The organism is Citrobacter sp. C6_1, from assembly GCF_014596835.2.
Taxonomy (GTDB): domain Bacteria; phylum Pseudomonadota; class Gammaproteobacteria; order Enterobacterales; family Enterobacteriaceae; genus Citrobacter; species Citrobacter pasteurii.
In genome coordinates, this window is record NZ_CP115031.1 from 352834 (window position 1) to 369837 (window position 17004).

Annotated in this window: 17 protein-coding genes and 1 pseudogene; 15 read left to right on the forward strand and 3 right to left on the reverse strand. The window is 53.1% G+C overall.

The features are described from left to right. Positions 1 to 151 precede the first annotated feature (151 nt). The 15 genes from aroK to IB196_RS01745 all read left to right on the forward strand — a co-directional run bounded on the left by aroK (position 152) and on the right by IB196_RS01745 (position 14202). Positions 152 to 673 carry a shikimate kinase AroK gene (gene aroK / locus IB196_RS01675; RefSeq protein WP_003023552.1) on the forward strand — a complete coding sequence of 174 codons (522 nt, stop codon included), beginning with the start codon at positions 152 to 154 and terminating at the stop codon, positions 671 to 673. A gap of 57 nt (positions 674 to 730) precedes the next feature. Then, on the forward strand, positions 731 to 1819 hold the full coding sequence (aroB, locus tag IB196_RS01680) for a 3-dehydroquinate synthase (protein WP_005121642.1): 1089 nt from the start codon (positions 731 to 733) through the stop codon (positions 1817 to 1819). A 96-nt stretch (positions 1820 to 1915) separates the two neighbouring features. Further along, positions 1916 to 3220, forward strand: coding sequence for a cell division protein DamX (gene damX / locus IB196_RS01685; protein WP_188232013.1), 1305 nt, complete (start codon positions 1916 to 1918; stop codon positions 3218 to 3220). A 117-nt stretch (positions 3221 to 3337) separates the two neighbouring features. Beyond that, positions 3338 to 4174, forward strand: coding sequence for an adenine-specific DNA-methyltransferase (gene dam / locus IB196_RS01690; RefSeq protein ID WP_040231742.1), 837 nt, complete (start codon positions 3338 to 3340; stop codon positions 4172 to 4174). Positions 4175 to 4191: 17 nt separating this feature from the next. Continuing rightward, positions 4192 to 4869, forward strand: coding sequence for a ribulose-phosphate 3-epimerase (rpe, locus tag IB196_RS01695; RefSeq protein WP_040231743.1), 678 nt, complete (start codon positions 4192 to 4194; stop codon positions 4867 to 4869). Next, positions 4862 to 5620 (forward strand): phosphoglycolate phosphatase, encoded by a 759-nt coding sequence (gene gph, locus IB196_RS01700; protein ID WP_182289714.1) that lies wholly within the window; start codon positions 4862 to 4864, stop codon positions 5618 to 5620. Before rpe ends, gph begins: the two co-directional genes overlap by 8 nt. Further along, a complete protein-coding gene (gene trpS, locus IB196_RS01705; protein WP_155021671.1) occupies positions 5613 to 6617 on the forward strand; it encodes a tryptophan--tRNA ligase in 1005 nt (334 codons plus the stop codon). Before gph ends, trpS begins: the two co-directional genes overlap by 8 nt. Before the next feature lie 165 nt (positions 6618 to 6782). Beyond that, positions 6783 to 7688 (forward strand): GntR family transcriptional regulator YhfZ, encoded by a 906-nt coding sequence (gene yhfZ, locus IB196_RS01710; RefSeq protein WP_182289716.1) that lies wholly within the window; start codon positions 6783 to 6785, stop codon positions 7686 to 7688. A gap of 15 nt (positions 7689 to 7703) precedes the next feature. Beyond that, entirely contained in the window at positions 7704 to 8066 is a 363-nt protein-coding gene (locus IB196_RS01715) for a PRD domain-containing protein (RefSeq protein WP_182289718.1), read from the forward strand. An 83-nt stretch (positions 8067 to 8149) separates the two neighbouring features. Further along, positions 8150 to 9313 (forward strand): YhfX family PLP-dependent enzyme, encoded by a 1164-nt coding sequence (locus IB196_RS01720; RefSeq protein ID WP_155021669.1) that lies wholly within the window; start codon positions 8150 to 8152, stop codon positions 9311 to 9313. Then, entirely contained in the window at positions 9313 to 10539 is a 1227-nt protein-coding gene (locus IB196_RS01725; RefSeq protein ID WP_188232014.1) for a phosphopentomutase, read from the forward strand. Before IB196_RS01720 ends, IB196_RS01725 begins: the two co-directional genes overlap by 1 nt. After that, positions 10536 to 11414: a phosphotriesterase-related protein gene (locus IB196_RS01730; RefSeq protein WP_188232015.1), complete on the forward strand. Its 879-nt coding sequence runs from the start codon at positions 10536 to 10538 to the stop codon at positions 11412 to 11414. The genes IB196_RS01725 and IB196_RS01730 overlap by 4 nt, the downstream gene beginning before the upstream one ends. Positions 11415 to 11424: 10 nt before the next feature. Beyond that, complete coding sequence (locus IB196_RS01735) at positions 11425 to 11778, forward strand: DUF2620 domain-containing protein (RefSeq protein ID WP_040231750.1); 354 nt, start codon at positions 11425 to 11427, stop codon at positions 11776 to 11778. Between the two features lie 11 nt (positions 11779 to 11789). Next, positions 11790 to 13094, forward strand: coding sequence for a YhfT family protein (locus IB196_RS01740; protein WP_005121654.1), 1305 nt, complete (start codon positions 11790 to 11792; stop codon positions 13092 to 13094). A gap of 13 nt (positions 13095 to 13107) precedes the next feature. Further along, on the forward strand, positions 13108 to 14202 hold the full coding sequence (locus IB196_RS01745; protein WP_182289722.1) for an aminotransferase class I/II-fold pyridoxal phosphate-dependent enzyme: 1095 nt from the start codon (positions 13108 to 13110) through the stop codon (positions 14200 to 14202). A gap of 67 nt (positions 14203 to 14269) precedes the next feature. Here the strand turns inward: IB196_RS01745 and IB196_RS01750 are convergent. From IB196_RS01750 to nirC, 3 genes and pseudogenes are all read right to left on the reverse strand, one after another. Beyond that, positions 14270 to 14439 (reverse strand): annotated as a pseudogene (locus tag IB196_RS01750) (YhfL family protein). A gap of 272 nt (positions 14440 to 14711) precedes the next feature. After that, complete coding sequence (cysG, locus tag IB196_RS01755) at positions 14712 to 16085, reverse strand: siroheme synthase CysG (protein ID WP_188232016.1); 1374 nt, start codon at positions 16083 to 16085, stop codon at positions 14712 to 14714. A gap of 11 nt (positions 16086 to 16096) precedes the next feature. Then, the gene (nirC, locus tag IB196_RS01760; RefSeq protein ID WP_005121658.1) at positions 16097 to 16906 is read right to left on the reverse strand and encodes a nitrite transporter NirC; all 810 of its coding nucleotides are present in this window, start codon (positions 16904 to 16906) and stop codon (positions 16097 to 16099) included. Positions 16907 to 17004: the final 98 nt, after the last annotated feature.

Below are 17004 nucleotides of genomic sequence, written 5' to 3' on the forward strand. Positions count from 1 at the left end.
ATTTATTCAGTTGCCAAACCCGCTTGAGTATTGAGATAATTTTCAGTCTGACTCTCGCAATATCTTATGAGGTTTCAGTTCATGTCCTGCTGCGCTGGGTGTCTGCGAAGCGGGTTTACCATTAACGAATAGTCTTAGTAGTACCGAAAAAATGGCAGAGAAACGCAATATCTTTCTGGTTGGGCCTATGGGTGCCGGAAAAAGCACTATTGGGCGCCAGTTAGCTCAACAACTCAATATGGAATTTTACGATTCTGATCAAGAGATTGAGAAACGAACCGGAGCTGATGTGGGCTGGGTCTTCGATGTAGAAGGTGAAGACGGCTTCCGTGATCGCGAAGAAAAAGTCATCAACGAGTTGACGGAAAAACAGGGTATTGTGCTGGCAACTGGCGGTGGCTCTGTAAAATCACGTGAAACACGTAACCGTCTTTCCGCGCGTGGCGTCGTGGTCTATCTTGAAACGACAATTGAAAAACAACTTGCACGTACTCAACGTGACAAGAAACGCCCGCTGCTGCAGGTAGAATCGCCGCCGCGTGAAGTTCTGGAAGCATTGGCTGACGAACGCAACCCTCTGTATGAAGAGATTGCCGACGTGACCATTCGCACCGACGATCAGAGCGCGAAAGTCGTAGCAAACCAGATTATTCATATGTTGGAAAGCAACTAGTTCTGGCTGAATACACACTCGTCTGCGGGTACAAGTAACTAAGGTGGATGTCGCGTAATGGAGAGGATTACAGTCACTCTCGGGGAACGTAGTTACCCTATCACCATCGCGGCTGGTTTGTTTAATGAGCCAGCTTCATTCTTACCGCTGAAATCGGGCGATCAGGTTATGTTGGTGACCAACGAAACCCTGGCTCCCCTTTATCTCGATAAGGTTCGCGGCGTACTTGAACAGGCGGGTGTTAACGTAGATAGCGTTATCCTTCCCGATGGCGAGCAGTATAAAAGTCTGACGGTTCTGGATACGGTCTTCACTGCGTTACTGCAAAAACCGCATGGTCGCGATACCACGCTGGTCGCACTTGGCGGCGGCGTGATTGGCGATCTTACCGGTTTTGCAGCAGCCAGCTATCAGCGTGGTGTTCGTTTTATTCAAGTCCCGACAACGCTGTTGTCGCAGGTTGACTCCTCCGTAGGCGGTAAAACCGCCGTAAACCATCCCCTCGGTAAAAACATGATTGGCGCGTTTTACCAACCAGCTTCCGTGGTGGTGGATCTCGACTGTCTGAAAACGCTTCCTGCGCGTGAATTGGCATCGGGCCTGGCGGAAGTGATCAAATACGGCATCATCCTTGACGGTGAATTTTTCAGCTGGCTGGAAGAAAATCTGGACGCATTATTACGTCTGGATGGTCCGGCAATGGCGTACTGTATTCGCCGTTGTTGTGAGCTGAAAGCAGAAGTTGTCGCAGCGGACGAGCGCGAAATGGGCTTACGTGCTTTACTGAATCTGGGACACACGTTTGGCCATGCTATCGAAGCTGAAATGGGTTATGGCAATTGGTTACATGGTGAAGCCGTCGCAGCAGGTATGGTAATGGCTGCCCGCACGTCAGAACGGTTGGGCCAGTTTACCTCCGCTGAAACGCAGCGCATTATTACGCTGTTGCAGCGCGCAGGTTTACCGGTGAATGGGCCGCGTGAAATGTCTACACAGGCTTATTTGCCGCACATGCTGCGAGATAAAAAAGTGTTGGCGGGAGAGATTCGTTTAGTGCTTCCGCAGGCGATAGGGAAGAGTGAAGTGCGCGGCGGAGTGTCGCACGAGGTGGTTCTTAACGCGATTGCTGATTGCCAGCAGGCGTAACAACAAGAAAGGTCAGGCTTGCGTTGTAAAGCGTAAGTCTTTTAGCTTCAGGTTATGTGCAAAGTCGTAAGCATTAACCTTTGAGTGGGGTGTTAAATGGATGAATTCAAACCAGAAGACGAGCTGAAACCCGATCCCAGCGATCGTCGTACTGGTCGTTCTCGTCAATCGTCTGAACGCGATAATGAGCCGCAAATCAATTTTGATGATGTTGATCTGGATGCCGACGATCGCCGTCCTGCGCGGGCACGTAAAGAGCGTGATGAAGAGCAGGACATTGAAGAAGACTATGAATCTGATGACGATGCTGTGGATGAAGAACGTGTAGAACGTCGCCCACGCAAGCGTAAAAAAGCGGTCAGTAAACCAGCCTCCCGTCAGTACATTATGATGGGTGTGGGTGTTCTGGTACTGCTGCTGCTGATTGTCGGTATCGGTTCCGCACTGAAGGCCCCCTCATCTTCCTCTTCCAGCGAACAGGCTGCGCCTGGTGAGAAGAGCATCGATCTTTCTGGCAGCAATGCGACGGATCAGGCGAACACCACAATGCCTGCGACGGGTGCTGAGCAGACCGCTGGCAATACGCAGCAGGATGTTTCTCTGCCGCCGATTTCCTCAACCCCGACTCAAGGCCAGGCACCTGTCACAGCAGAAGGTCAGCAGCGCGTTGAAGTTCAGGGCGATCTGAACAATGCGCTGACGCAGCCGCAAGGTCAGGCACAGGTTAACAACGTCGTAGTCAACTCTACGCTGCCAACTGAACCTGCTACCGTAGCACCAGTTCGCAATGGCAATGCAGGGCGTCAGACTGCGAAGACTGAGCCAGCAGAACGTACTTCAGCTGCACATCAGGAACGCAAACAGGCTGTTATTGAGCCGAAGAGCAAGCCGCAGACCACGGTAAAAGCGACACCGACAGAGCCGAAACCTGTCGCTCAGACGAAACCGACTGTGACCGCGACCGCGCCGACGACAACAACGAAAGCGCCAGTGGTAACCGCTACACCTAAAGCGTCAACTGAGCCAAAAGCAACGGCAAGCACCGCGCCAGCTCAGCAGACTGCAACACCCGCACCAACGACAGCAACACCGGTTGCTGGTGGTGCGAAAAGTGCAGGGAACGTTGGCGCGTTAAAATCAGCGCCATCCAGTCACTACACGCTGCAGCTCAGCAGTTCCTCTAACTACGACAACCTGAATGGTTGGGCGAAGAAAGAGAACCTGAAGAACTACGTGGTGTACCAGACGACGCGTAACGGTCAACCGTGGTATGTTTTGGTGACGGGCGTGTATGCGTCTAAAGAAGATGCGAAACGTGCAGTGTCTACGTTACCCGCCGACATTCAGGCGAAAAACCCGTGGGCAAAACCGCTGCACCAGGTTCAGGCCGATTTGAAGTAAGATAGGATATGTTCTGCAATGGTTTGCTGTTTCGCCCAATTGCGGGACAAAGACTAAAGCGCAGGATGCTGTCGGAGCTTTCTCCACAGCCGGAGAAGGTGTAATTAGTTAGTCAGCATGAAAAAAAATCGCGCTTTTTTGAAATGGGCAGGGGGGAAATATCCCCTGCTTGATGATATCAAACGGCATTTACCTAAGGGTGAGTGCCTGATTGAACCCTTCGTGGGTGCCGGGTCGGTGTTTCTCAACACCGACTTTTCTCGTTATATTCTTGCCGATATCAACAGCGACCTTATCAGTCTCTATAACATCGTGAAGACGCGTACCGATGAGTATGTGCAGGCTTCACGTGAGCTGTTTATGCCTGAAACGAATCAGGCTGAGGTGTACTACCAGTTCCGGGAAGAATTTAATGCCTGCCAGGACCCGTTCCGACGTGCAGTGCTGTTCTTATATCTCAACCGTTTTGGCTATAACGGGTTATGCCGTTATAACCTGCGCGGTGAGTTTAACGTCCCCTTTGGTCGTTATAAAAAACCCTATTTCCCGGAAGCCGAGTTGTACCATTTTGCCGAAAAAGCGCAAAATGCAGAGTTCCATTGCCTCTCCTATGAAGAGTGCATGGATCGCGCGGATATCAACTCTGTGGTCTACTGTGACCCGCCATATGCACCGCTCTCGGCGACGGCAAATTTCACCGCGTATCATACCAACAGCTTTAGCCCGAAAGAGCAGGCGCATCTGGCCGAGATGGCAGAAAAGTTGGTCAGTAAGCAGATCCCGGTGTTAATTTCGAATCATGACACGCCGGATACCCGCGAATGGTATCGAGCGGCGAAACATTTTCAGGTCAAAGTGCGGCGCAGTATAAGCAGCAACGGCGGCACACGTAAAAAGGTGAACGAACTGCTGGCACTATACAAACCAGGAGTCGCAACGCCTGCGAAAAAATAATTCTCAAGGAGAAGCGGATGAAACAGTATTTGATTGCCCCCTCAATTCTGTCGGCTGATTTTGCCCGCCTGGGTGAGGACACCGCGAAAGCGCTGACCGCGGGCGCTGATGTCGTTCACTTCGACGTCATGGACAACCACTACGTGCCGAACCTGACCATCGGCCCGATGGTACTGAAATCGCTGCGTAAATATGGCATCACCGCTCCGATTGATGTTCATCTGATGGTGAAGCCTGTTGATCGTATTGTCCCTGACTTCGCAGCGGCCGGTGCCAGCATCATTACTTTTCACCCGGAAGCCTCCGAACACGTCGATCGCACTTTGCAACTGATCAAAGAGCATGGCTGTAAAGCGGGGCTAGTGTTCAACCCTGCAACGCCGCTGAGCTATCTGGACTATGTCATGGATAAGCTGGATGTGATCCTGCTGATGTCTGTTAACCCAGGTTTTGGTGGACAGTCCTTTATCCCGCAAACGCTGGATAAGCTGCGCGAAGTACGTCGTCGTATTGATGAGTCTGGCTATGACATTCGTCTGGAAGTGGACGGTGGCGTTAAGGTGAATAACATTGGTGAGATCGCGGCTGCGGGTGCGGATATGTTTGTCGCAGGCTCTGCTATTTTCGACCAACCAGACTACAAAAAAGTCATTGATGAAATGCGCAATGAACTGGCGAAGGTAAGTCATGGATAAGTTTCAGGATATTCGGGGCGTAGCATTTGACCTCGACGGCACGCTGGTTGACAGCGCGCCGGGATTAGCCGCTGCGGTAGATATGGCGCTGTATGCGCTGGAACTGCCGGTGGCCGGTGAAGAACGCGTTATCACCTGGATTGGTAACGGCGCAGATGTCCTGATGGAGCGCGCGCTGGCGTGGTCTCGTCAGGAGCGTGCGACCTTACGTAAAACGATGGGCAAACCGCCCGTTGATGATGATATCCCCGCCGAGGAACAGGTGCGTATTTTGCGCAAGCTGTTCGACAGATACTACGGCGATGTCGCAAAAGAGGGGACATTCCTGTTCCCTGATGTTGCCGACACGCTGGGCGCACTGCATGCGAAAGGATTGCCGCTGGGTCTGGTAACCAACAAACCGACGCCGTTTGTCGCGCCATTGCTTGAGGCGTTAGATATCGCCAAATACTTTAGCGTGGTCATCGGTGGTGACGACGTGCAGAATAAAAAACCTCATCCGGACCCGCTGCTGTTGGTGGCAAGCCGGCTTGGCATCAAGCCTGAGCAAATGCTCTTCGTAGGGGATTCACGCAATGATATTCAGGCGGCAAAAGCTGCTGGTTGTCCATCCGTTGGCCTGACGTATGGCTACAACTACGGCGAGTCGATCGCGCTGAGCCAGCCTGACGTTATTTACGACCGTATTAATGAACTACTGCCCGCTCTCGGGCTTCCGCATAGCGAAAATCAGGAATCAAAAAATGACTAAGCCCATCGTTTTTAGTGGCGCACAGCCCTCAGGTGAATTGACCATTGGCAACTATATGGGTGCGCTGCGTCAGTGGGTGAGCATGCAGGATGACTACCATTGCATCTACTGCATCGTTGACCAACATGCTATCACCGTTCGTCAGGACGCTCAGCAGCTGCGTAAAGCCACGCTGGATACGCTGGCGCTGTACCTGGCATGCGGTATCGATCCTGAAAAAAGCACCATCTTCGTCCAGTCGCACGTGCCGGAACATGCACAGTTAGGCTGGGCACTGAACTGCTACACCTATTTCGGTGAACTGAGCCGTATGACCCAGTTCAAAGATAAATCCGCACGCTATGCGGAGAACATCAACGCCGGCCTGTTTGATTATCCGGTACTGATGGCGGCAGATATTCTGCTGTATCAGACCAACCAGGTCCCGGTTGGCGAAGATCAGAAACAGCATCTGGAGCTGAGCCGCGACATCGCCCAGCGCTTCAACGCCCTGTATGGCGACATTTTCAAAGTGCCGGAGCCGTTCATTCCAAAATCCGGCGCGCGCGTCATGTCGCTGCTGGAGCCGACGAAGAAAATGTCAAAATCTGATGACAACCGCAACAACGTCATCGGCCTGCTGGAAGACCCGAAATCAGTCGTCAAAAAAATCAAACGCGCGATGACCGACTCGGAAGAGCCGCCTGTTGTTCGTTACGATGTGAAAGAAAAAGCGGGCGTCTCCAACCTGCTGGATATCCTCTCTGCGGTCACCGGCCAGAGCATTCCGGAGCTGGAACAGCACTTCGAAGGCAAAATGTATGGTCATCTGAAAGGTGAAGTCGCAGAAGCTGTCTCCGGCATGCTGACGGAACTCCAGGAGCGCTATCACCGTTTCCGTAACGATGAAGCCTTCCTGCAGAAAGTGATGAAAGAGGGTGCGGAAAAAGCCAGCGCGCGGGCCTCTGTTACGTTGAAAGCCGTGTATGAAGCTATTGGCTTTGTTGCCAGGCCGTAATACTTTCTGCGTTGCTGAAGAAACCGGGTTACACCCGGTTTTTTTTCGCCTGTTCGTTTGTGAGTAGCAAAAACTGTGAAGCACCTCGCCGTTTGCATATTTCCTCTTTGCGTTATATCTTCATTTTAATGAAGATATAAATATTCAATTTACTGAAAATATATAATGAGTCGGACATTTATCAAGAAGGAAGGGGTTGTACTGACAACTCTGGCCCGTTACCTGCTCGGTGAAAAGTGTGGTAACCGTTTGAAAACCATTGATGAACTGGCGAGCGAATGCCACTCGTCGGTGGGATTAACGCAGGCCGCGCTAAAAACACTGGAATCGTCAGGGGCTATCCGTATTGAGCGTCGTGGGCGTAATGGTAGTTACCTGGTGGAGATGGATAATCGTACGCTGCTTAAGCATGTGGATATTAATAACGTGGTCTGTGCGATGCCGCTGCCTTACACCCGTTTATATGAAGGGCTGGCGAGTGGGCTGAAAGCGCAGTTCGATGGGATCCCGTTTTATTACGCACACATGCGTGGGGCTGATATTCGCGTGGAATGCCTGCTAAACGGCGTCTACGACATGGCGGTGGTTTCTCGTCTGGCGGCGGAAAGTTACCTTGCCCGGGATGGATTGCGCATCACGTTGGCGCTGGGGCCGCATACCTACGTCGGCGAACACCAGTTGATTTGTCGCAAGGGCGAATGTGCCGCGGTAAAACGGGTCGGACTCGATAATCGCTCGGCGGATCAGAAAATCATGACCGATGCCTGTTTTGGTGGCCGGGACGTTGAACTGATCGATATGCCCTATCACGAGAGCTTGCAGCGCATCGCGAAAGGAGATGTCGATGCGGTGATCTGGAACGTGGTGGCAGAAGCTGAGTTGGCGGTACTGGGATTAGAAGCCACACCGCTTACCAACGATCCGCGATTTCTGCAGGCCACGGAGGCGGTAGTGCTGACCCGGGCAGAGGATTATCCGATGCAACAGCTACTGCGGGCAGTTGTTAATAAAGAGGCGCTGCTTGCCCACCAACAACGTGTGGCGAACGGTGAACAGGAACCCAGTTATTAGGTGAAGGCGAACGACATGGAAAACAGGCTGAGCCTGCTGTGTGAAGCAGGTGTTATCGACAAGGATATTTGCAGCGGTATGCTGCAGGTAGTCAGGCGGCTGGAAGAAGAATGGCGTTTGCCGGTTCACAGCGAGCAAGGAACCATGGCGATGATGCATATGGCGAGTGCGCTAATGCGCAGTCGCCAGGGCGAGGTGATTGAAGCGCTGGATGGTGAGCTGCTGGAGGAGCTGGCGCAATCTCATCTCTGGCCGACTATTTTATTGATCCATCAGGCACTGCTGAAAGAGTTTACGGTGGCGCTGCACGCGAATGAAGAAGGCTACATGCTGGCAAACTTGTATGGATTGTGGATGGCGGAGAACGAAGGCGTCTGAAATCAATGGAGAAATAGCTTATTGCATCTTAAATATTCAAAAAAATGAATATTTAGCTGAAGGATTAGAAACGAGGCAGAGAAATGTTTATAGACGCATTGAAACGCCAGAACCCCGCGCTAATCTCCGCCGCTGTCGCGCTGTGGCAGCAGGGAAAGATCGCGCCTGACAGTTGGGTTATTGATGTTGACCAGGTTATTGAGAATGGCAAACGCCTGCTGGACGTCGCCAGGCAGCATGGCATCTCGCTGTATCTGATGACCAAACAGGTTGGACGCAATCCGTGGCTGGCCGACAAGCTGTTGCAGCTTGGCTATGAAGGCATTGTGGTCGTGGATTATAAGGAGAGTCGCGTCATGCGACGTGCCGGGTTGCCGGTGGCGCATCAGGGACATCTGGTGCAGATCCCTTCGCGACAGGTCAATCAGGCTGTCGCACAAGGAACCGAGGTCATTACGTTGTTTTCGCTGGAGAAAGCGCGCGAAGTTTCGGCGGCGGCGGTGAAGGCCGGTTGCCAGCAAAACGTGATGCTAAAGGTGTATGACAAGGATGATTTTCTCTATCCGGGGCAAGAAAGCGGATTTCCGCTGATGTATCTGACGGATGTGGTCAATGAAATCCGCAGACTGCCAGGCCTGCGCCTGAGCGGCCTCACCCATTTCCCATGCCTGTTATGGGATGAAAACTCCGCGCAGACGATACCGACGCCTAATCTGCACACGCTGGTGAGCGCCCGACGTCAGTTGTCACAAGCCGGAATTACCATTGATCAGCTTAATGCGCCGTCAGCCAGTAGCTGCACATCATTACCCTTGCTTGCGGAATATGGCGTCACCCACGCCGAGCCGGGTCATGCGCTGACTGGCACCATTCCTTCCAATCAAAAGGGTGACCAGCCTGAGCGTATTGCGATGCTGTGGCTGAGCGAGGTCTCACACACGTTTCGCGGGGACAGTTATTGCTACGGCGGGGGCTATTACCGTCGCGGCCATGCGCAAAATGCGCTGGTCTTTACGCCGGAAAATGACGTCCCCATAGCCGCGAAGCTAAAGCCCGTGGACGACAGCAGTATCGATTACTACCTGCCTGTGGCTGGTGAGTTTCCGGTGAGCAGCGCAGTGATCTTCTGCTTCCGCACACAGATCTTCGTGACGCGTAGCGACGTGGTGCTGGTGTCGGGTATCCAGCGTGGCGCGGCTGAAATCGTCGCGCGTTATGACAGTCTCGGCAATATTCTGGAGGACTAATGGCCCGATTCGTGGTGTTGGTAATCGACAGTTTTGGCGTCGGCGCAATGAAAGACGTCGCGCGGGTCAGACCCCAGGATGCCGGGGCGAATACCTGTGGACATATCCTGGGTGAACTTCCGCAGTTACGGCTGCCAACGCTGGAAAAGTTGGGGCTGATAAACGCCCTGGGCTATGCGCCGGGCGTGATGAAACCGTCAGCATCGGCAGTCTGGGGCGTTGCAGAGTTGCAGCATGAAGGTGGCGATACCTTTATGGGGCATCAGGAAATTTTAGGCACACGGCCTCAGGCGCCGCTGCGGATGCCATTTAACGACGTCATCGATGGTGTTGAGCAAGCACTGAAAGCGGCTGGCTGGCAGGTGGAACGTCGTGGTGGCGAGCTGGCGTTTCTGTGGGTCAACGATGCGGTTGCGGTGGGCGATAACCTCGAGGCGGATTTAGGTCAGGTCTACAACGTCACAGCTAACCTGTCCGCCATTGCGTTTGATGAGGTGCTAAAGATTGGCCGCGTCGTGCGCGAGCAGGTTCAGGTCGGGCGCGTTATCACCTTTGGCGGTCAGCTTACGAACAGCCAGCGCATTCTGGATGCCGCCGAAACGATGGAAGGGCGCTTTGTCGGCATTAATGCCCCACGCTCCGGCGCGTATGAAAGCGGTTTTCAGGTCAGGCATATGGGCTTTGGCGTAGATGAGCAGGTACAGGTGCCGCAAAAACTGTATGACGCCGGAATCCCTACCGTGCTGGTCGGTAAAGTGGCGGATATTGTTGGCAACGCGCACGGGCGCAACTGGCAAAACCTGGTGGATAGCCAGCAGATCATGGATATCACCCTTAACGAATTTAACGCTGAGTCGACGGTATTTATCTGTACCAACATTCAGGAAACCGATCTTGCCGGACACGCTGAAGACGTCGCGCGGTATGCCGAACGATTGCAGCTTGTTGACCTTAATCTTTCGCGCCTTCTGGCCGCTATGGATCCCAATGACTGTCTGGTGGTCATGGCCGATCACGGCAACGATCCGACCATTGGGCACAGCCATCATACCCGGGAAGTGGTGCCAGTTTTGGTGTATCAGCAGGGGCTGGAGCCTGCGCAATTAGGCATTCGGACGACGTTATCCGATGTTGGCGCGACGGTGTGTGACTTTTTTGGCGCGCAGCGACCGCAAAACGGCAGCTCTTTTCTTTCGGCTTTACGGCTTTCAGGAGACACCTTATGAATTTTGATCCGACGGGCTACACCTGGGTCCACGAGCATCTGCATATCGATCTCTCCGGGTTCAAGAATAACCTCGACTGCCGGTTAGATCAGTACGATCTCATCTGTCAGGAGATGAAGGAGCTCCGGGCGTCAGGCGTCAGCAACATTATTGAGATGACCAACCGCTATATGGGACGTAATCCGCAATTCATGCTCTCACTGATGCGCGATACCGGGATTAACGTTATGGCCTGTACAGGCTATTACCAGGATGCGTTTTTTCCTGAACATGTCTCGGCCCGCAGCGTGGAACAGCTCGCGCAGGACATGGTCGATGAGATTGTCGTCGGTATTGATGGCACTGAATTGAAAGCCGGAATTATCGCGGAAATCGGCTCCAGCGAAGGGGTAATTACGCCGCTTGAGGAGAAGGTATTTATCGCCGCAGCGCGGGCGCATAGCGAAACCGGACGCCCTATCTCGACCCACACCTCATTTAGCACGATGGGCCTGGAACAGCTGGCTCTGCTGAAGGCGCACGGCGTCGACCTTTCCCGCGTGACCGTGGGTCACTGCGATTTGAAAGATAACCTCGACAACATCTATCGCATGATCGATCTCGGCGCGTATGTGCAGTTCGATACCATCGGTAAAAACAACTATTACCCGGACGAGAAACGCATCGCCATGCTGCATGCGCTACGCGATCGCGGACTGCTTAGCCACGTCATGCTCTCTATGGATATTACCCGCCGCTCGCATTTAAAAGCCAATGGCGGTAATGGCTACGACTACCTGTTAACCACCTTTATCCCACAGCTGCGCCAGTCAGGATTCAGTCAGGCCGATGTGGACACGATGTTACGTGATAACCCCTCAAAATTTTTCCAATAAGGACAGAATCATGAAAAAGATTGGTGTTGCTGGCTTACAGCGTGAGCAGATTAAAAAAACTATCGAAACCGCCGCTCCGGGATGCTTTGAAGTCTCCATTTATAACGATATGGAAGCGGCGATGAAGGTAAAATCCGGACAGTTGGATTACTACATCGGTGCGTGTAACACCGGCGCGGGCGCAGCGCTGTCGATCGCCATCGCGGTGATTGGCTACAACAAAAGCTGCACTATCGCCAAGCCGGGTATTAAGGCGAAAGACGAACATATCGCAAAAATGGTTGCGGAAGGGAAAGTGGCATTTGGTCTCTCCGTCGAACATGTTGAACATGCGATTCCGATGCTGGTTAACCATCTGAAATAAAAGGCATGACTATGGATCTGTATATTCAGATTGTGGTGGTGGCCTGCCTGACCGGCATGACGTCACTTCTGGCACATCGCTCGGCGGCCGTCTTTCATGACGGCATCCGTCCGATTCTGCCGCAGCTGATCGAGGGGTACATGAATCGCCGTGAGGCGGGAAGTATCGCATTTGGTCTGAGCATTGGCTTTGTCGCGTCGGTTGGGATCTCCTTTACCCTGAAAACCGGCTTACTCAACGCCTGGCTGCTGTTCCTGCCGACGGATATTCTCGGCGTGCTGGCGATGAACAGCCTGTTGGCGTTCGGACTGGGCGCTATCTGGGGCGTGCTGATTCTGACCTGCCTGCTACCGGTGAACCATCTGCTCACAGCGTTGCCGGTTGATGTACTGGGTAGCCTTGGCGAGCTGAGTTCTCCGGTCGTTTCCGCATTCGCACTTTTCCCGCTGGTGGCGATTTTCTACCAGTTTGGCTGGAAACACAGCATTATCGCGGCGGTGGTAGTACTGATGACCCGCGTGGTGGTGGTGCGTTACTTCCCGCATCTGAACCCGGAATCAATTGAGATTTTTGTGGGGATGATGATGCTGCTGGTGATTGCCATTACGCATGATATTCGCCACCGTGGCGATGAAGAGATGGATGCCAGCGGGCTATCGGTCTTTGAGGAGCGAACCTCGAGGATTATTAAAAACCTGCCGTACATCGCGATTGTCGGCGCGTTGATTGCCGCCGTCGCCAGTATGAAGATTTTCGCTGGCAGCGAAGTCTCAATTTTTACGCTGGAAAAAGCCTATTCGGCGGGGATTACGCCGGAGCAATCGCAGACGCTGGTTAACCAGGCGGCGCTGGCGGAATTTATGCGTGGGTTGGGTTTTGTGCCGTTGATTGCCACCACCGCGCTGGCAACCGGTGTATACGCGGTTGCGGGCTTTACCTTTGTTTATTCCGTTGGCTATCTGGCTCCGAACCCGTGGATAGCGGCACTCCTTGGCGCTATCGTGATTTCCGCGGAAGTGCTGCTGCTGCGCTCCATTGGCAAATGGCTGGGGCGTTATCCGTCAGTGCGTAACGCGTCGGACAATATTCGTAATGCGATGAATATGCTGATGGAAATGGCGTTGCTGGTAGGTTCTATATTTGCCGCCATCAAGATGGCGGGCTACACCGGCTTCTCGATTGCGGTAGCGATTTACTTCCTCAACGAATCGATAGGGCGTCCGGTGCAGAAGATGGCAGCCCCGGTTGTAGCGGTGATGATCACCGGTATTGTGCTGAATATTCTCTACTGGCTTGGTCTGTTTGTTCCGGCCTGAGGAGGCGTAAAACATGAAGACGTTTCCCCTGCAAAGCCTGACGCTCGCGCAGGCGCAGCAGAAGCAGTTCGCGCTGGTGGATACGCTCTGCTGTCACTTCCCTGGCGCTGATTTTCTGGCCGGTGGCGATTTGGGGCTGGCCCCGGGGCTGAATCAGCCCCGGGTCACGCAGCGTGTGGAAAAGGTGCTGGCCGAGGCGTTTCATGCTGAAGCCGCCGTGCTGGTTCAGGGCGCTGGCACCGGGGCTATTCGCGCCGGGTTGGCTGCACTCCTCAAACCCGGCCAGCTACTGCTGGTACACGACGCACCTGTGTATCCTACAACACAGGTGCTCATCGAGCAGATGGGCATCACTCTGGTCAGGGTTGATTTCAACTGCCTCCCGGCAATCGCGCGGGCTATTACGCAGCATCGCCCTGATGCCGCGCTGGTGCAGCATACGCGTCAGCAGCCGCAGGATAGCTACGATTTAGCTGAGGTGTTGTCAGAGATAGCGCAAAATGGCGTACCGACATTGACCGATGATAACTACGCGGTGATGAAGGTAGAGCGTATCGGTTGTGAATGCGGGGCGACGCTGTCTACCTTTTCCTGTTTTAAGCTGTTTGGCCCGGAAGGCGTCGGCGCCGTGGTGGGGGAGGCAGCAGCCATTGCCAGGATCCGCGCAACGATGTATTCCGGCGGCAGCCAGATCCAGGGCGTGCAGGCACTGGAGGTGCTACGTGGCCTGGTTTTCGCCCCGGTGATGCATGCGGTACAGGCTGGGGTATCTGAACGGCTGCTAACGATGCTCAATAGTGGAGTGCTACCCGAGGTGAAACAGGCTGTTATTGCCAATGCCCAGTCGAAGGTGCTGATCGTGGAGTTTCACCAGCCGATTGCCGCTGGTGTGCTGGGAGAGGCACAAAAAAGAGGTGCGCTGCCGTATCCGGTAGGAGCGGAATCGAAATATGAAATTCCGCCGCTGTTCTATCGCCTTTCGGGGACGTTTCGCGAAGCAAATCCGTTGCTGGGTGATTATGCGATTCGCATTAATCCTAACCGCAGTGGAGAAGAGACCGTGCTACGTATTTTGCGCGAGAGCGTGAGTGCGATGATGTGTGAATGAGTATCTAATCTATAAATGCAAAAACCGGGAAATTCCCGGTTTTTTTGTATCTGCGCAATCGCTTCTATTATTGGTCTGCAGCCGGGCCACAGCCACCAATAATTTTAGAAATTGAAATTGCCGGATGCAGTAAGTAATCGTAGCTGCAATTATTTTTTTGTTTTCGATATGACCAGTACATGCAGTCAACGTAGCCAGAACACCAGCAACGATGGTGATTTTTGCAAGTTTAAACATGATAAAATCCTTGTAAAATATCTATTTTTTAAATGGATGAAATCCATTTCTCGACAATTAAGATATCAACTAAGGAAAATTTTAAATAGTCCGAATAAGGACATGATAATGTTTGGGTAAAATATATTTTTAATGAATTAAAATACTATGAAATGTATCTGTAATTAATAAATTGATGAATGCTATGGATGATGTGTTATTTAGATCAAAGATTAACTTTTGTGAATCATAAATAGATGCCCTGATATTAAGGGCATCTATTTAGCGTTCAATTAATGGTTCGAGAACCAGTTGAGTTTATCACGCAGTCCAACCACGCGACCGACAATAATCAGCGCCGGACTTTCAACCTGTTGTGCCAGTTCACCGAGCTGTGTCAGCATACCGCTGACGACGCGCTGTGTTACGGCAGTACCGTTCTCGACCAGGGCAACCGGCATATCGGCTTGCATACCAAACTCGATGAGTTTTTCCTGAATCGTTGCCGCCTGATTCAGCCCCATGTAGAACACCAACGTTTGTTTCTCTGCCGCCAGGCTCTCCCAGTCCAGCTCACCGCCTGTTTTAAGGTGCCCAGTGACCAGGCGTACGCTCTGTGCATAGTCGCGATGGGTTAGTGGGATACCGGAATAAGCAGAACAGCCAGAGGCCGCGGTAATGCCTGGCACGACAGAGAATGGAATACCGGCATGACACAGGGTTTCCAGCTCTTCGCCGCCGCGGCCAAAGATGAACGGGTCGCCGCCTTTCAGTCGTACTACGCGTTTACCTTGTTGCGCTTCACGCAGTAGGATCTGGTTGATCTCTTCCTGCGGTACGCAGTGATAACCCGCACGTTTGCCTACGAACACACGATCCGCATCGCGACGCACGAGGTTCATGATATCGTCGGAAACCAGACGGTCATACACCACAACATCAGCTTGCTGGATCTGCTGTAACCCTTTCAGCGTCAATAGTCCGGCATCGCCAGGACCGGCGCCAACCAGCACCACTTCACCCCGGTGATCCAGCGGTTCGCTGAGCAACTGCTCGGTGGTTTCCTCTACGGCTTGCTGGTCGTTGTTCGCCAGTGACTGCGCCAGGCGGTCATTAACAAACAATTTTTCCCAGAAGCGGCGACGTTCACCCATGCTGGCAAACTGTTTTTTCACGCGGGAGCGCAGTTGCCCTGCATATTGTGCGACCTGGCCCAGATGCTGCGGCAATACGGATTCGAGTCTTTCACGCAGCAGGCGGGCAAGAACAGGGGATGTACCGCCTGAGGAGACCGCCACCATCAGCGGCGAGCGGTCGATAATGGAGGGCATGATAAAACTGGCCGCTTTTGGCGCGTCGACCACGTTGCAGAAGATACGGCGTGACTCCGCGGCGGTGCTGACGCTAAGGTTAACGGCATCGTCATCAGTAGCGGCGATAGCCAGCCAGCAGGTGTTGAGCAGGGACTCATCGAACGGTCCCTCAACCAGCGTCAGCATGCCTTCATCTGCCCATACTTTGAACTGCGGAATAAACGCCAGCGCATTAACCGTTAAACGGGCGCCAGCTTCCAGCAGTAACCGCGCTTTGCGTTCTGCGACATCACCACCGCCGACGATCAAGCAGTCGCGGTCACGTAGTTGACAAAATATAGGCAAATGATCCACGACATTACCCCTTAATTATTGGCAGCAGCCTCTGGCTGGTTGATTTTTGCCGGAGCCGGACGCTCCGATTTTGGCGTAGCATACCAATAACCCAACCCCATGAATACGACACCGGACAAAGTATTACCGAGTGTCACCCACAGAAGGTTATGACCAATTCCGGACAGGGTATAAGCCTCGCTGTGATGGCCGAACCAGGAAAGGGCAAACAGCGTCATATTGGCTACGGAGTGTTCATAGCCGGACGCGATAAACGCCAGCAGACACCACCAGATTGCAAGGAACTTCGCCGCGCCTTCGGTGCGGATTGCCATCCAGATTGCCAGGCAAACCAACCAGTTACACAGCGCGCCTTTAAAGAACAGCACTGTTGCAGGTGCGGTGGTTTTCGCCAGCGCGACCGTATGTACGATGCTGGTGTCGACCGGCAACAGACTGCCACCGCCCCAGCTATACAGCAGAGCGACAAACACAGACCCCACGAGGTTGCCGAGCCAGGTTTGCGGCAGGATCGCCCACATTTGACCGTGGCTGATGGTGCCCGCTTTCACGCCGAGCGTCAGGAACATCGTGTGTCCGGTGAACAGTTCGGAACCGGCAATAATCACCAGCGTCAATGCAATACCAAAGGTTGCACCCATCACCAGCGGGCGCACGGATGGGTCAAGCAAATTACCGAGCGTAAAAATAAGAATGATGCCGAGACCAACGTAGGCCCCTGCCATTGCTGAGCTGACCCAGAACCCGAGCGGGTTATTTGCCGACAGGCGTGCGATGCGCGCAGCGTTAGCCGCACACTTATTGATAGTGTCTGTAAACATGTGTTGATTATCCTTGAAGTACAAAAAGAAATCGTAACCGTAGGCCGGATAAGGCATTTATGCCGCCATCCGGCAATGTGCTTTTGCAATTGCCTGAT

Coding starts and splice junctions, on each gene's coding strand:
- trpS (WP_155021671.1), top strand. CDS start 5,613: ATGACTAAGCCCATCGTTTTTAGTGGCGCACAGCCCTCAGGTGAATTG.
- IB196_RS01715 (WP_182289718.1), top strand. CDS start 7,704: ATGGAAAACAGGCTGAGCCTGCTGTGTGAAGCAGGTGTTATCGACAAG.
- dam (WP_040231742.1), top strand. CDS start 3,338: ATGAAAAAAAATCGCGCTTTTTTGAAATGGGCAGGGGGGAAATATCCC.
- IB196_RS01725 (WP_188232014.1), top strand. CDS start 9,313: ATGGCCCGATTCGTGGTGTTGGTAATCGACAGTTTTGGCGTCGGCGCA.
- yhfZ (WP_182289716.1), top strand. CDS start 6,783: ATGAGTCGGACATTTATCAAGAAGGAAGGGGTTGTACTGACAACTCTG.
- rpe (WP_040231743.1), top strand. CDS start 4,192: ATGAAACAGTATTTGATTGCCCCCTCAATTCTGTCGGCTGATTTTGCC.
- IB196_RS01740 (WP_005121654.1), top strand. CDS start 11,790: ATGGATCTGTATATTCAGATTGTGGTGGTGGCCTGCCTGACCGGCATG.
- gph (WP_182289714.1), top strand. CDS start 4,862: ATGGATAAGTTTCAGGATATTCGGGGCGTAGCATTTGACCTCGACGGC.
- IB196_RS01735 (WP_040231750.1), top strand. CDS start 11,425: ATGAAAAAGATTGGTGTTGCTGGCTTACAGCGTGAGCAGATTAAAAAA.
- IB196_RS01745 (WP_182289722.1), top strand. CDS start 13,108: ATGAAGACGTTTCCCCTGCAAAGCCTGACGCTCGCGCAGGCGCAGCAG.
- aroB (WP_005121642.1), top strand. CDS start 731: ATGGAGAGGATTACAGTCACTCTCGGGGAACGTAGTTACCCTATCACC.
- IB196_RS01720 (WP_155021669.1), top strand. CDS start 8,150: ATGTTTATAGACGCATTGAAACGCCAGAACCCCGCGCTAATCTCCGCC.
- damX (WP_188232013.1), top strand. CDS start 1,916: ATGGATGAATTCAAACCAGAAGACGAGCTGAAACCCGATCCCAGCGAT.
- IB196_RS01730 (WP_188232015.1), top strand. CDS start 10,536: ATGAATTTTGATCCGACGGGCTACACCTGGGTCCACGAGCATCTGCAT.
- aroK (WP_003023552.1), top strand. CDS start 152: ATGGCAGAGAAACGCAATATCTTTCTGGTTGGGCCTATGGGTGCCGGA.
- nirC (WP_005121658.1), bottom strand. CDS start 16,906: ATGTTTACAGACACTATCAATAAGTGTGCGGCTAACGCTGCGCGCATC.